15 protein-coding genes are annotated in these 12,174 nt (G+C 55.9%); 3 read left to right on the top strand and 12 right to left on the bottom strand.

Translation table 11 applies throughout. The features are described 5' to 3' along the window. Window positions 1-14 precede the first annotated feature (14 nt). From HMPREF3140_RS23095 to HMPREF3140_RS23085, 3 genes are all read right to left on the bottom strand, one after another. Entirely contained in the window at window positions 15-2,138 is a 2,124-nt protein-coding gene (locus HMPREF3140_RS23095; RefSeq protein WP_004151861.1) for an alpha-galactosidase, read from the bottom strand. A 115-nt stretch (window positions 2,139-2,253) separates the two neighbouring features. Further along, window positions 2,254-3,249, bottom strand: a complete 996-nt coding sequence (locus HMPREF3140_RS23090; RefSeq protein WP_002882866.1) for a substrate-binding domain-containing protein — start codon at window positions 3,247-3,249, stop codon at window positions 2,254-2,256. Window positions 3,250-3,336: 87 nt separating this feature from the next. Then, window positions 3,337-3,885: a helix-turn-helix domain-containing protein gene (locus HMPREF3140_RS23085; protein WP_002882865.1), complete on the bottom strand. Its 549-nt coding sequence runs from the start codon at window positions 3,883-3,885 to the stop codon at window positions 3,337-3,339. A 99-nt stretch (window positions 3,886-3,984) separates the two neighbouring features. Here HMPREF3140_RS23085 and HMPREF3140_RS23080 point away from each other — a divergent pair, with 99 nt between their 5' ends. Further along, window positions 3,985-4,644 (top strand): AzlC family ABC transporter permease, encoded by a 660-nt coding sequence (locus HMPREF3140_RS23080; protein WP_004195589.1) that lies wholly within the window; start codon window positions 3,985-3,987, stop codon window positions 4,642-4,644. Further along, on the top strand, window positions 4,644-4,967 hold the full coding sequence (locus HMPREF3140_RS23075; protein ID WP_002882863.1) for an AzlD domain-containing protein: 324 nt from the start codon (window positions 4,644-4,646) through the stop codon (window positions 4,965-4,967). Before HMPREF3140_RS23080 ends, HMPREF3140_RS23075 begins: the two co-directional genes overlap by 1 nt. Here HMPREF3140_RS23075 and HMPREF3140_RS23070 read toward each other — a convergent pair. The 9 genes from HMPREF3140_RS23070 to fdhD form a co-directional block, all read right to left on the bottom strand. After that, window positions 4,964-5,557 (bottom strand): P-loop nucleotide/nucleoside kinase family protein, encoded by a 594-nt coding sequence (locus HMPREF3140_RS23070; RefSeq protein WP_016947353.1) that lies wholly within the window; start codon window positions 5,555-5,557, stop codon window positions 4,964-4,966. The two genes, HMPREF3140_RS23075 and HMPREF3140_RS23070, sit on opposite strands and share 4 nt — an antisense overlap. Continuing rightward, window positions 5,554-5,991, bottom strand: a complete 438-nt coding sequence (locus HMPREF3140_RS23065; RefSeq protein ID WP_020804530.1) for a PTS sugar transporter subunit IIA — start codon at window positions 5,989-5,991, stop codon at window positions 5,554-5,556. Before HMPREF3140_RS23065 ends, HMPREF3140_RS23070 begins: the two co-directional genes overlap by 4 nt. 9 nt (window positions 5,992-6,000) lie before the next feature. Next, on the bottom strand, window positions 6,001-6,270 hold the full coding sequence (locus HMPREF3140_RS23060) for a hypothetical protein (protein ID WP_002882858.1): 270 nt from the start codon (window positions 6,268-6,270) through the stop codon (window positions 6,001-6,003). Window positions 6,271-6,328: 58 nt separating this feature from the next. Next, a complete protein-coding gene (locus tag HMPREF3140_RS23055; protein WP_002882856.1) occupies window positions 6,329-7,171 on the bottom strand; it encodes a class II fructose-bisphosphate aldolase in 843 nt (280 codons plus the stop codon). Next, complete coding sequence (locus HMPREF3140_RS23050) at window positions 7,158-8,525, bottom strand: PTS sugar transporter subunit IIC (protein ID WP_032412663.1); 1,368 nt, start codon at window positions 8,523-8,525, stop codon at window positions 7,158-7,160. Before HMPREF3140_RS23050 ends, HMPREF3140_RS23055 begins: the two co-directional genes overlap by 14 nt. Further along, the gene (locus tag HMPREF3140_RS23045) at window positions 8,518-8,832 is read right to left on the bottom strand and encodes a PTS sugar transporter subunit IIB (protein ID WP_004151864.1); all 315 of its coding nucleotides are present in this window, start codon (window positions 8,830-8,832) and stop codon (window positions 8,518-8,520) included. Before HMPREF3140_RS23045 ends, HMPREF3140_RS23050 begins: the two co-directional genes overlap by 8 nt. Window positions 8,833-8,843: 11 nt before the next feature. Then, window positions 8,844-9,824: a 6-phosphofructokinase gene (locus HMPREF3140_RS23040; protein ID WP_002882831.1), complete on the bottom strand. Its 981-nt coding sequence runs from the start codon at window positions 9,822-9,824 to the stop codon at window positions 8,844-8,846. A gap of 402 nt (window positions 9,825-10,226) precedes the next feature. Further along, complete coding sequence (locus HMPREF3140_RS23035) at window positions 10,227-10,439, bottom strand: YdgH/BhsA/McbA-like domain containing protein (RefSeq protein ID WP_002882830.1); 213 nt, start codon at window positions 10,437-10,439, stop codon at window positions 10,227-10,229. A gap of 128 nt (window positions 10,440-10,567) precedes the next feature. Further along, window positions 10,568-11,404: a formate dehydrogenase accessory sulfurtransferase FdhD gene (fdhD, locus tag HMPREF3140_RS23030; RefSeq protein ID WP_023302329.1), complete on the bottom strand. Its 837-nt coding sequence runs from the start codon at window positions 11,402-11,404 to the stop codon at window positions 10,568-10,570. Window positions 11,405-11,560: 156 nt separating this feature from the next. On the opposite strand from fdhD, the gene HMPREF3140_RS29430 reads away from it, so the two are divergent. After that, window positions 11,561-12,174: molybdopterin-dependent oxidoreductase (locus HMPREF3140_RS29430; RefSeq protein ID WP_228704795.1), on the top strand; the 614-nt coding region annotated here is incomplete at its 3' end.

Genomic DNA, 12,174 nt, shown 5'->3' with positions numbered 1-12,174 from the left:
GCGGCCCGATACCATCACACGCGTTGCAGACCAATCAGAATGGCGCTTTCCGGGTCGAGGATGGGTAGCGCCAGCCCCGCCTGCTGCAGCCACTCACCGCTCACCGTCTGCGGCGTCGTCATCCATGCCGGCAGCTTCCGCATGGTGTGGCCGCCCTCACCGGTGATCTGAATGTTCGGATGATCGAGGAGCGTCACCTGATAGCGGGCGCTCGCCTCCAGGCCCGCCAGGCGCAGGGGCGCCATCAGGGTGTAGTCCGGCATCGCCAGCTGGCTAACGAGGAAGATCGCCTGCGCTTTATCCGGGCTGACGACGCCATGGGCAAGGGTGGTGGCGTCCGGCATATCTATTCGCCACTGCACGCCGTGATGGATCACGTCGCGCCACTGTTTATGCAGGGCCGCATATTTTCGGTATCCGGCGCGCTCTTCTTCATCGGCGCTCACCGGATCCAGCTCAAGGCCCATATGACCGAACAGCGCCGTCAGGCCGCGGAAGGCGATACTATGCTGGCGGAAGGTGGCATGACAGTGGCGATTGCCAATATGCGCGCCCATTACCTCGGGTGGAAAGAAGTAGCTCATGCCGCGCTGGATGGTGTTGCGCTCAAGGGCGTCATTGTTGTCAGAAGCCCAGAAGCGATGGCTGCGTTTGAGGACTTCATAATCGATCCGTCCGCCGCCGGAGGAGCAGGATTCAAATTCAATGTGCGGGAAACGGGCCACCAGCGTATCCAGCAGGCGGTAAAACTGGCGCGTTTGCGCGTCTGCAGCGGCGCGTCCCTGATGCCCAGGCTGCACCAACTCGCGGTTCATATCCCACTTCACGTAGTCCACCGCATGCTCGCCCAGCAGCCAGCTCATCCGCTCCAGCAGATAATCAAACGCTTCGGGAATGTTGAGGTTCAGGACAAACTGATGGCGGCCGGTCAGCGGGGTATAGCCCGGCAGCGCCAGCACCCAGTCCGGGTGCGCCCGGTACAGATCGGAATCCGGGTTAATCATTTCCGGCTCCACCCAGATACCGAATTCCATACCCAGAGACTTCACGTGATCGATAACCGGCGTCAGGCCGTAGGGGTATTTTTTCTCATCGAGATACCAGTCGCCAAGCGCCGCCCAGTCGTCGTTGCGCCCTTTAAACCAGCCGTCATCGATAATAAAGCGCTCGACGCCCAGGGCCGCCGCTTCGTCGGCCATACGCATGATGTAGTCCGGGTCGTGGTCGAAATAGATCCCCTCCCAGGTGTTGAGATGCACCGGGCGCGGTTTGTTGCCCGGGAAACGAATAATCCGTTCGCGCAGATAACGATGGAACTGCTGGCTCATGCCGTTCAGCCCATTCGCCGAGTAGCTGGCATACAGGTACGGCGTCCACAAGGTTTCCCCTTCCGCCAGCGCCATTTCGCCCGGCAGATAGAGCGCCTCGGCCTGCAGATAGCGACGGCCATCGGTTTTCACCTCCGCCCGCAGGCGATGGTTACCGCTCCAGGCCAGATGCACGCCCCAGACTTCACCCTGCATCTCGCTAAAGGCGCGGCTGCCGGTGATCAGGGCCGGGAAATGTTCGTGAGAGGTGCGCCCGCGGCGGTTCTCCAGCACAAAGCTGTCGTGCTCCAGCGTCAGGCGATGAGGCTGAAACTCGCGGATCCAGCGGCCATGGAAAGCCATCACCTCGCGAGCGCGTTCGGCGACCGGCAATGTGACCGCCAGGCGATCCACCTGCCATGGGCTGGCGCGCAGATTGGTCACGCCATGGCGCACGCTCAGCACGCCGCTGGCATCCAACGCGATCTCGCTCTGCAGGCGCAGGCCGGCCTGCGGATCTTCGCTGACCAGGGTCAGCGTCTGGCCCTCGTGCCGCACTTCGCTGGTGGTGAACAGCGGAGAGGCATCCAGCCCCTGACGATGGCCTTCAATGCCCGGCGCGCCAAACAGACCATGGCCCAGCTCCGCCATTAAGGTCACTGGCGAATCGACATCCAGTCTGCCGTTGGCGACCGGGCGCGTCAGGCTGTCGGCATCCTGCGGCGAAAAGTGGCTTAAATGCGGTCCCCAGTAGACAATTTCGGCGAAAGGGCGGGTTTTAATCACAACATCGGCACCGGCGCTTTGCAGGTGAATCAGCGAATCAGACATCAGACATCTCCATTACAAGGAATGTCTTACTGTTGATCCGAAACGTTTCGGATGCCAACCAAAACGTTTCGGATCCGTGATCGGCTTCAGAATTACGGGTTAAAAAGGGGTCAGATCAGGCGGTTTCACCCGGGATAAATTCCGGCTGCCATAGCACCTGCAGCGTGGCGAGATCCTCCCCGGCGATTAAGCGACGCACCATATCGGCAATCTGCCGTCCCACGCCCTGGCGCGTGGACTGGATCACCGCGGCGACATCGGTCTCAATGATGCTGTCCTGCGGCAGCCCGTCGTACACCACCAGGGCGACGCGATTGTCGCCGGTTAAACGCCCCAGGTGGGCGAGCGCCATCGCGGCGCCATCGCCATGGGTGTTGCAGTCGGTGATAATCGCGGTAGGCGGCTCAGGCAGACGCAGCAGCTCCAGCGTGGCCTGATAGCCGCCGCGGCGCGTCGCCGGCACGCTACGCAGCCATGCATCGGATAACCCCGCCTCGCGCAGGGCATCGAGGTAGCCGTTACGCCGTTGCAAAATAAACGCCTGATTGTTGTTCTCGCCCAGCAGAGCGATACGCTGGTGGCCCTGTTGAATCAGATGGCGGGTGGCGCGGCAGGTGCCGGCATAGTTATCGAAATCAAACCAGGCGTAGGGCTGCGCCAGGCGGCTACGGCCGAGCGCCAGAAACGGAAAGCCGGAGGCCTGCAGCTGCGCCAGCCGCGGATCGTCATCCAGAGTATGGGCCACGATTAATGCATCGACGCGACGGCCCTGCACCATGCGCATATAGCCATGTTTATCCGCCTGCTCATCATCGGCGATCAGCAACAAATCAATGTCATGGCGCGCCAGCTCATGGCTGATCTCCCCGACCATCTCGAGAAAAACGTTATTGTTGAGCGGCGCGGGGCGGACAGGGAAGACGAGACCAACGGCATCGATGGTGCCCATTTTCAGACGGCGGGCGAAAGTGTTGGGGCGATAGCCCCGGCGCTGCGCTTCAGCCTCAACCCGGGCGCGGGTCTCCTGCGACACATCGTCGTAGCCGTTCAACGCCCGGCTGACGGTCGTGACGGAGATCCCAAGTTGTTTGGCAATGGCTTTCAGCGACATAAAAATCCCTGTTTTCGCATAGGAAAGCTAGTTTCCCGCAATATGGCTATGACGTCCAGCGAGCGCGCGTCCCCCGCCGACGCGATGTCAGTTTTGCTCAGCGATCAGCAGGGCCTGCGTATCCGGCTCCAGCGCCTGAAAAACATGCTCCTGATCCGCCGGGTAGCAGATATAGTCGCCCTCGCCGAGCTCTTCCGGCGCCGACGTCAGCCCTACCCGCGCCCGCCCCTGGGTGACGATAATATGTTCCACCGAGCCTGGCGGATGCGGATGCGAAATGCGGTCGGCGCCGGGCTGGGTGAGCAGCAAATAGATGTCCCGACGCGCGCCGGGCGGACAGGCGGCCAGCAAAATGGCCTGATAGTTCGCCTGCTCTGCCACCACTTTGGTCCCCTCGCCGCGGCGGATCACCTGCGTTTTGTTCACCTGCGGCTCAAGCAGCCTGGCAAATGGAATATCCAGCGCTACGCAGAGCGACCACAGCGTTTCCAGACTCGGGTTGCCGTTGCCGGACTCCAGTTGCGATAGCGTGGATTTTGCGATACCCGCCCGACGCGCGACTTCCGCCAGCGAAAGCCCGGTCCGCGCCCGCTCCCGCACCAGACTTTTGGCGATAACGCTGATTGGCTGTGTCATACCCGCCCCTTGTTTTTTATATCGAACAATTCGTTCGCCTTGAAAAACGATCATTATGTGTTCATTATAATGGAAATTCGTTCGATATGGCTAAGTGATATGAAACAAACTCTCTCCAGTCTCAGCGGAGACACGATAAAAGCGATTGTTTTGGTCTGCCTTGCCGTCGGGGTGGTGGGCATGTCCTATGGGTCGCTGGCGGTGGCTTACGGCTTCCCTTTATGGGTGCCGCTCTTGCTTTCGGTGTCGGTGCTGGCGGGCGCCTCTGAATTTATGTTTATCGGCATTGTCGCCAGCGGCGGTAGTCCGCTGGCCGCCGCCGCCGCCGGCCTGTTAGTCAATGCGCGTCATATCCCGTTCGGGGTGACCGTACGCGAACTGGTTGGTCGGCGCGCCTTAAGCTTTATCGGGTGCCACATTATGAACGACGAGAGCGTGGTCTTTGGCTTGTCGCAGCCCACCCCCGCGCAGCGCAAAGCGGCCTACTGGCTGTGCGGCGCTGGCGTCGCGCTGATCTGGCCCCTCGGTACGCTAACCGGCGCGGCCGTCGGCAAACTGCTGCCAGCGCCGGAAACCATCGGGCTTGATGCGGTCTTCCCGGCGATCCTGCTGGCGCTGGTGATCCCGGCCTTTAAAAACCGCACTACGCTGATCCGCGCCGCCAGCGGCGCCGCGCTGGCGCTTGCCGCCGTACCGTTTGTGCCCACCGGGCTGCCGGTGCTGCTTTCGCTGTTCGGTTTACTGTCGAGGAAAAAATAATGGGCAATATGACGCTGTTTATCGCCGGTATCGCCATCCTGTCGCTGGGAACCTATCTGATGCGCCTCGGCGGCGCGAAGCTCGGCAATCGGCTGGCATTTTCCGAGCGCTCGCAGGCGCTGCTTTCCGATGCGGCGACGGTGCTGCTTTTTTCCGTCGCCCTGGCCACCACTTTCTATGAGGGCGCACATTTCGCCGGTATGGCGCGCGTTCTGGGCGTTGCTTTCGCTGTGTTCCTCGCCTGGCGCAAGGTCCCGCTGATCGGCGTGATTATCGCCGCCGCCGTGGTGACCGCGCTGCTGCGCCTGGCGGGTATGCCCTAGGACGAGTAAGCGTAATCTGTAAAACCGCTGTGCTGTCCGGCGATCGTGCCTTCAAGCCACTCAATAACCGGTTCGATTTGCAGCGGGTGCCGCTGGTCTATCGTCAGTACAGGTCCTAACGACATGGGCTGCGCCCGCCCGGCCAGCTGGGCCAGCTCCGGCAAATACTCTTCTCCAGGGTGGCCCGGCGGCCGCGTCGCCAGCCGCGAGGCATAGCGCGCGACGGCCAGCTCCGGAGAGATATGGTTCCAGACCTCAATCACCTGCTCCACGCCCGCCTGCTGTAGCAGTCTCTGCAAGGTCTCCCGCGGCTGAAAGCCGAACCAGGCGTCGATCAACCAGACCATGCTGGCAGGCGATGCGCCGACAATCGACCAGATCACCTCATACGCCGCGCAGCCCAGCTGGCGATTCATCGGCCGGTCGACAGGGGCCAGGCGCGCCATAAACGGCTCTTTGATGCCGTCGATCGTCAATACCGGCAGGCTAAAGGTCTCCGCCAGCAAACGGGTAATGGTGCTCTTCCCCGACGCCGGAATGCCGTTGATTAAAATGGCCGTTTTGCAGCCTGGGGTCAGATGTCTGTTCATAGTAATGCGACAACCTCCTCCCGGCTGCGGGCCGTCCGCAGTTTGGCCATGGTGTCATTATTATCCAGCAGCGCGACGATGGAACGGATGCCCTCCTCGATATGCGCATTGCTGTCCCGGGCGCCAAACATAATAACAATGTCCGCTTTTTCACTGTCCGCAAAGGGAATAGGCTTTTCCAGCACCACCAGGCTAAAGCAGTTGCGTCTGACGCCGCATTCGGGGCGGGCATGGGGGATGGCAATCCCTTCATCAAAAACGTAATAAGCGCCATGATTTAAAGTATTGTCGATCACCGCCTGGCTATATTCCTTCGAAATAAAGCCTTTTGCCTCCAGCGGGCGGGCAGCCAGCTTTATTACCCGCTGCCAGTCGGACTCCACAACGCCAACCTGAATGGCATCGGCCTCAATAAGCAGTTCTTTTATGGTCATTCTCTGTTCCTAGATATTGCGGCGAATAATATTGCGTAAATTATCAATCTGCAGAAACAGCGCATCGATATCCTGCCGGTGGCTCTTACTTTTGGCATATACCGATAATGCCCGGTTGTAAGTCAACATCAATGTTTTTTGCACGTCGCTATTATCGGGCTGGCGCTGTAATTCGCCTTCCAGTCTGGCGATCTCTTCCGCCAGCTGACGGGACTGTTGATCATAATCCTGCAGCGGGTTTTGCTCTTTTTTCCACAGCGTTTTCAATGATTCAAACATAGCAAGCTCCCTCCCTGGCGGAAGACAGGGCAACAAAAGATATGTGTCGGTAAAAACGCTACTTAAATAGCGCCATTTTTTCCATTAATACGGCAGTAACTGCCTGGTTGGCGGGAATTAAAAATTTCCGTACGCTGTCATTTACTTTTCCTTTCTCAAACGTTGATTTACAGCGGTCGACCCACTGCACGTTCATTTCCGTTCCGACGTTCACTTTATTAATCCCTTCGGTGACGGCCAGCCGCATATCCTCATCGCTGACACCTGTGCCGCCATGCAGCACCAGCGGCACGCCCGTCGCTTCGCTTATCGCCTTCAGCCGCGCATGCTGTATCTGCGCTTTACCGGTGTACAGGCCATGCACAGTGCCCACGGAGACGGCCAGCATATCGACCTGTGTCTCCTTCACAAAACGCGTCGCGTCTTCGACGGTAGTAAAACAGATATCTTCGGCAGCCACCGCTTTTCCATCCTCTGACCCGCCGATCGCCCCCAGCTCACCTTCTACCGTAATATTCCGCGGCCGGGCCATTTCCACCACAATCCGCGTGTTACCGATATTTTCCTCGAGGCTTAAGTGAGACCCGTCGTACATCACCGAAGAAAAGCCCGCATTCATTGCCGTCTCGATGGCTTTAATATCGGAGCAGTGATCGAGATGCAGGCAGGTCGGGATATTTTCACTGTCTGCTAATGAACGCACGGCATCGACCAGTAACCGATACCCCAGATACTCTGCGGTACCGGTTGATATTTGGATCATTAATGGGCTGCGGCTGTTTTGCGCGGCTTTAAAAAAAGCCGGTAACATCTCAATACAGTGCAAGTTAAACGAGCCAATCGCTTTAAAATCTCTTTCCTGAGCGATTTTTAAAATCTCATTAAAATTATACAGACTCATGAACACTTTCCCCTTTCGGCTTAGCGGATTTACCGTTTACAAACCATGCCAGTGCGGCGACAAACACAATAAACAAGGCGACAAAGAGCCAGTTATTCTGGAAGGCGTGGCCTAATACCAGACCGGAGCTGATGACGTCTGAATCGCTGAAGGTGACGCCCGTAAAGCCGTAGCTCTCCAGCATGGGTACCAGAATGGCCGGCAGAAATGTGATAAACAGGCCGTGAATCACCCCGCCGATCATCGCCCCGCGACGTCCGCCCAGCGCATTGCCAAATACCCCTGCCGTACCGCCGGCGAAAAAGTTGGTTAACAGCCCGGGGAGAATCATCGCCAGGCCGAACATCGGGAAAACCAGCATGCCGATAATCGAGCCGACAGTCGTTGCCAGAAATCCAACAATCACCGCATTCGGTGCATAGGGAAATAGCACCGGGCAATCGAGAGCGGGCTTTGCATCCGGGACAATACGCATCGCGATACCGCGAAAAGCCGGCACCAGCTCATTGAGTAATAAACGCACGCCGCTATAGAGGACAAAGACCCCGGCGACAAACTGAATGGACTGCATGAAGGCATACATCAGGTAATTAATGCCGCCGGAGAACTGCGCGATGTACTGAGGCCCCGCCGCGATAGCCGGGATGAGATACATCGGCACCATCACCACCGCCATGGCCAGATAGGTATCCTGCAGAAACTTAAAGTTATCAGGCAGTTCGAGATCTTCCGTGGAGCGAGAGCCTTTTCCGACAACTTTAGCGACCGCAGCCTGCACCAGATAGCCGATAGTACAGAAGTGCCCCAGGGCCACATCGTCAGACCCGGTAATGCGCCTGACCACCGGCTGCGCCAGGGCCGGCATTAACACCGCCATCACGCCGCCGAAGATGCCCCCGGTTAAAATCAGCGGTGCGCCGGTGAGCCCGGACTTATAGCCAATCACGGCGCCGATCGTCGCCATCCACAGCAGCGCCTGGCCGGTCAGAAAAATATATTTCAGCGGCGTCAGCCGGGCGATAATAATATTGACGGCAAAGATCACCAGCAGCGTCAGCGCCACCTCCGAACCTAATTCCCGATTCGCTAACCCGGCGATGGCGGCCACATCGGTAATATAGCCTTTCATGCCAAATCCCTGGGTGAAGATATCATTCAGGAAGGTCAGCGTGGCGACAATGATGTTTATCCCGGCCATCATAATTAAGAAACCGAGCAGCGTTTTAAATGTCCCTTCCGCGGTTTTGCCTGGCGATTTCTTTTGCAGGATCAGGCCAAGCATGGCAATAAAAGCAATAAGAATGGATGCCTGGCCGAGTAAATCCTTAACGATAAACGCCACGAAGCTATTCATAATCAGCCACCTTCAGATGACGTTCTTTTAAGAATGCGACGATCTTAGTTTCAATCTCCTCTTTATCAGTAAGTTTATTCAACACCACGACACGTTTAATTTCTTCTTCACTGGCATCGGCAGTTAAGATGTCGGCAAAGGTTTTTTGCGTCAGAATCATATCCGATTTAAAGGCCCCAGCTTCGGAAACGGTGGTGTGTTCAATATGAGCGGGAATTTCCAGCTTCTTTAAAACTGCCTTCGCCGTCATTTCAATGGCAAAGCTTGAACCGAGGCCGCAGCCACATACGCATAAAATTTTCAGCATGGAGGGTCTCCTCAAATAATATTGAGTTGCTTGGCAAGTTTATAATGATGTCCTTCAGTATCGACCAGACGTTTTTTCATACTGACTAAATCAATCGGAATAGGTTTGTTACTGGAATTAATTATTATGGCTTTATTTTTCATACCTGACTGAATACAGCGAACCACTTCACTGGCCATAATAGTGCCCTGATAAATCTCTTCGCAGGTTGGATCACCGCTGCGTAAACCATAGCCGACGATCGTTTTACGGATACGGACACCTATTTGTGGTTCCAGCTGTTTAATCATGGTATCAATCGCCCCCTGAAAGCCGGGAGAGTACTCTTTGGTATAGCCTTCTGAGCAGAGGATAACGACGCTATTCTGCGTACTCAGCTTCCGGGTAATCCGTTCCGCGAGCACGGCCAACGGCATCTGTGCCTCCGGGATCAGGGCAATATCCGCATTACATTTAATGGCGGACTGCAACGTTAGTTCTCCACAATAGCCTCCTAATATCTCAACCATAAAAACCCGACCGGGCAGCGCTCTTCCGGTATTTCTTAAACGAGAGACTTCTTTAATAATTTGCTCACAGGCCGTGGAAAAACCAATCGTATAATCACTGCCATACACATCATTATCGATAGTCATTCCCACACCAAAGCAATTAATCTCAAATTCACTAAGGGTATTCAGAAACTGCAGGCTGCCATCCCCCCCGGCCATAATGAGCACATCAATACGCAGAGATTTAAGTTTTTTAGCAATGCTTTCATATTCACTGCGCTGCAGTTTGCGACTGGTTCGCCCCGAGGTAATGATCGGCACCGCGGTAATTGAATAATCAACCAGATCGCGCCACGCCATATCCTGATGACTTTTCTCCAGTAGCCCTGGAATACCGCCATTAAACAGCGTGATATCAGCATTAGCCTGCCTGGCTATCTGGAATATAAAATTATTCATTCCAGAAACATCCCCGCCGCTAATAACGATACCAATTTTCATGACGCATCCTCGCTCATTTGCCTGACAACATTTTTCCCTGAGTACAAGCCTTCTATTTGCAATGAAGATCACATAATGCGTATTAAATTACCGCAGTGAATAGTTGACAGGTACGGCGAAACACCTATTTTTGTGATATACATCCCATTTAAAGAGAGTGATCTCCATCGCTTTCTGTTTTTAATATCTTTAAATTTCATGGCGTTAAAAAATCGAGATATTCAGGCGTGCTGACCTTTCCTTTGCCATAAAAAGGAGGATTTAAGAAAAGAACGGAAACGTGATTAGTGCCACATTTTTTTCGTAGCAGAGGAAAATATTGGCAAATTTCGCAGAGACGGGAAGCGGAAAACGAAAACAAAAAAAGCGCCCTGAGGCGCTCTTTCGACAGTTGCTATACGCTTATTTGTTCAGTTCGGCAGTCATATGCACGCGGTTGCCGGTAAACGCTTCGGTGATTTTGTAAGACGAAGCGCCGGCAGCCTGCGCCTGTGCGGCGATTTTCGCTTCCGCGCCGTCCATTGTGGAGGCGGTTGCGGTCACGGTTTCAGCAGCGAAGGAAGCGAAAGAGGCGGCCATAGCGATTACTGCGACAAAAGTTTTGATGCTTTTCATGATATAAACCCTTTCATTTAGTTGTTTAGATAAGGCGCTGTGCCTTGATGTGTTAAATAGTAGCCCGCACATCGCTAAACAAAAAGCGGAAGGATTTGCTGTCATTGTTCAAATTTATTGACAAATATTTAACCCGCAATTAAACGCTGCGGATGGGTGTAAACTGTCGCCCTGCCCGGCTTGCAAAAACCCACCAGCGTCAGATTGCAGCGCTCGGCAACTTCCACTGCTAAGGTGGTGGCCGCCGAGACCGCGAACAGGATCTCGACGCCGCACATCGCCGCCTTCTGCACCATTTCATAACTGGCGCGGCTGGAGACCAGCGCGGCGCCATGCTGCCACCCCTCGCCGACTTCCGCCCGCCGGCCCAGCAATTTATCCAGGGCGACATGCCGGCCAACGTCTTCAAACCCCCCCGCCAGTTCGCCCGTCAACCGGACCCACGCGGCCGCGTGAGTACAGCCGGTGAGCCGGCCAACCGGTTGAAAGTCGTTAAGATGCGCCAGGGCCTGATCGAGATTGGCTAAATCGAACGACTGAGTGAACGGCAGCGGCTGGACCGGCTTACCAATATCATTGAGCTGCTCGACGCCGCATACGCCGCAGCCGGTGCGCCCGGCCAGCGCGCGACGCCGGGCTTTGAGGCCCATAAAACGCCGGCTGGAGAGCTCAATCTGCACCTCAAGGCCGTTGCACACCGCTACCACGTCCATGCCGAAAATCTCCCGCCGGTGCTCGATAATCCCTTCGGATAAGGAGAAGCCGACGGCGAATTGCTCCAGATCTTTCGGGGAGGCCATCATCACCACGTGGGAGATACCGTTGTAGACCAGCGCGACGGGCACCTCTTCCGCTAACTCATCTGGCTGAGGGTGTTGCAGATCCTCGCGTTTCCAGAGGGAGACCTGGCGATATCCTGTGATATTCGTCACATTTTTGATTTGTTCGAGAGGCTTCTTGTTCACTTTGCTTTAACCGTATTGGAACAGGCATACACACAATGTGGTATTCTGTTTTTATCCCTTCAGGAATGAGGGAAATTTGCCCTAATTCTGAACCTTTGCGGCCTTCACCGCAAAGCAAATAACTACATGTGACAATGTCGAAACAAGGAGCGAACCATGCAGGTCAGCAGAAGGCAGTTCTTTAAGATCTGCGCTGGCGGTATGGCGGGAACCACGGCAGCAGCGCTGGGCTTTGCCCCGGCAACTGCGCTCGCGGAGACACGGCAGTACAAATTGCTGCGCACGCGCGAAACCCGTAACACCTGCACATACTGTTCTGTCGGCTGTGGGCTGTTGATGTATAGCCTCGGCGACGGCGCGAAAAACGCCAAAGCATCCATTTTCCATATCGAAGGCGATCCGGATCATCCGGTCAACCGTGGTGCGCTCTGTCCGAAAGGGGCTGGTCTGGTGGACTTTATCCATTCTGAAAGCCGCCTGAAATTCCCGGAATATCGCGCGCCAGGCTCCGATAAATGGCAGCAAATCAGTTGGGACGAAGCGTTCGATCGCATCGCCAAGCTGATGAAAGAGGACCGCGACGCCAACTTTATCGCGCAAAACGACGCCGGCACCACCGTCAACCGCTGGTTGACGACCGGGATGCTGTGCGCCTCCGCCTCCAGTAACGAAACCGGCTATTTAACGCAAAAATTCACCCGCGCCCTCGGGATGCTGGCGGTGGATAACCAGGCGCGTGTCTGACACGGACCAACGGTAGCAAGTCTTGC

This window comes from Klebsiella sp. HMSC16A12, assembly GCF_001808265.1.
GTDB lineage: Bacteria > Pseudomonadota > Gammaproteobacteria > Enterobacterales > Enterobacteriaceae > Klebsiella > Klebsiella pneumoniae.
This window is presented reverse-complemented; position numbering and strand designations above follow the sequence as displayed.

Coding starts and splice junctions, on each gene's coding strand:
- HMPREF3140_RS23095 (WP_004151861.1), bottom strand. CDS start 2,138: ATGTCTGATTCGCTGATTCACCTGCAAAGCGCCGGTGCCGATGTTGTG.
- HMPREF3140_RS23090 (WP_002882866.1), bottom strand. CDS start 3,249: ATGTCGCTGAAAGCCATTGCCAAACAACTTGGGATCTCCGTCACGACC.
- HMPREF3140_RS23085 (WP_002882865.1), bottom strand. CDS start 3,885: ATGACACAGCCAATCAGCGTTATCGCCAAAAGTCTGGTGCGGGAGCGG.
- HMPREF3140_RS23080 (WP_004195589.1), top strand. CDS start 3,985: ATGAAACAAACTCTCTCCAGTCTCAGCGGAGACACGATAAAAGCGATT.
- HMPREF3140_RS23075 (WP_002882863.1), top strand. CDS start 4,644: ATGGGCAATATGACGCTGTTTATCGCCGGTATCGCCATCCTGTCGCTG.
- HMPREF3140_RS23070 (WP_016947353.1), bottom strand. CDS start 5,557: ATGAACAGACATCTGACCCCAGGCTGCAAAACGGCCATTTTAATCAAC.
- HMPREF3140_RS23065 (WP_020804530.1), bottom strand. CDS start 5,991: ATGACCATAAAAGAACTGCTTATTGAGGCCGATGCCATTCAGGTTGGC.
- HMPREF3140_RS23060 (WP_002882858.1), bottom strand. CDS start 6,270: ATGTTTGAATCATTGAAAACGCTGTGGAAAAAAGAGCAAAACCCGCTG.
- HMPREF3140_RS23055 (WP_002882856.1), bottom strand. CDS start 7,171: ATGAGTCTGTATAATTTTAATGAGATTTTAAAAATCGCTCAGGAAAGA.
- HMPREF3140_RS23050 (WP_032412663.1), bottom strand. CDS start 8,525: ATGAATAGCTTCGTGGCGTTTATCGTTAAGGATTTACTCGGCCAGGCA.
- HMPREF3140_RS23045 (WP_004151864.1), bottom strand. CDS start 8,832: ATGCTGAAAATTTTATGCGTATGTGGCTGCGGCCTCGGTTCAAGCTTT.
- HMPREF3140_RS23040 (WP_002882831.1), bottom strand. CDS start 9,824: ATGAAAATTGGTATCGTTATTAGCGGCGGGGATGTTTCTGGAATGAAT.
- HMPREF3140_RS23035 (WP_002882830.1), bottom strand. CDS start 10,439: ATGAAAAGCATCAAAACTTTTGTCGCAGTAATCGCTATGGCCGCCTCT.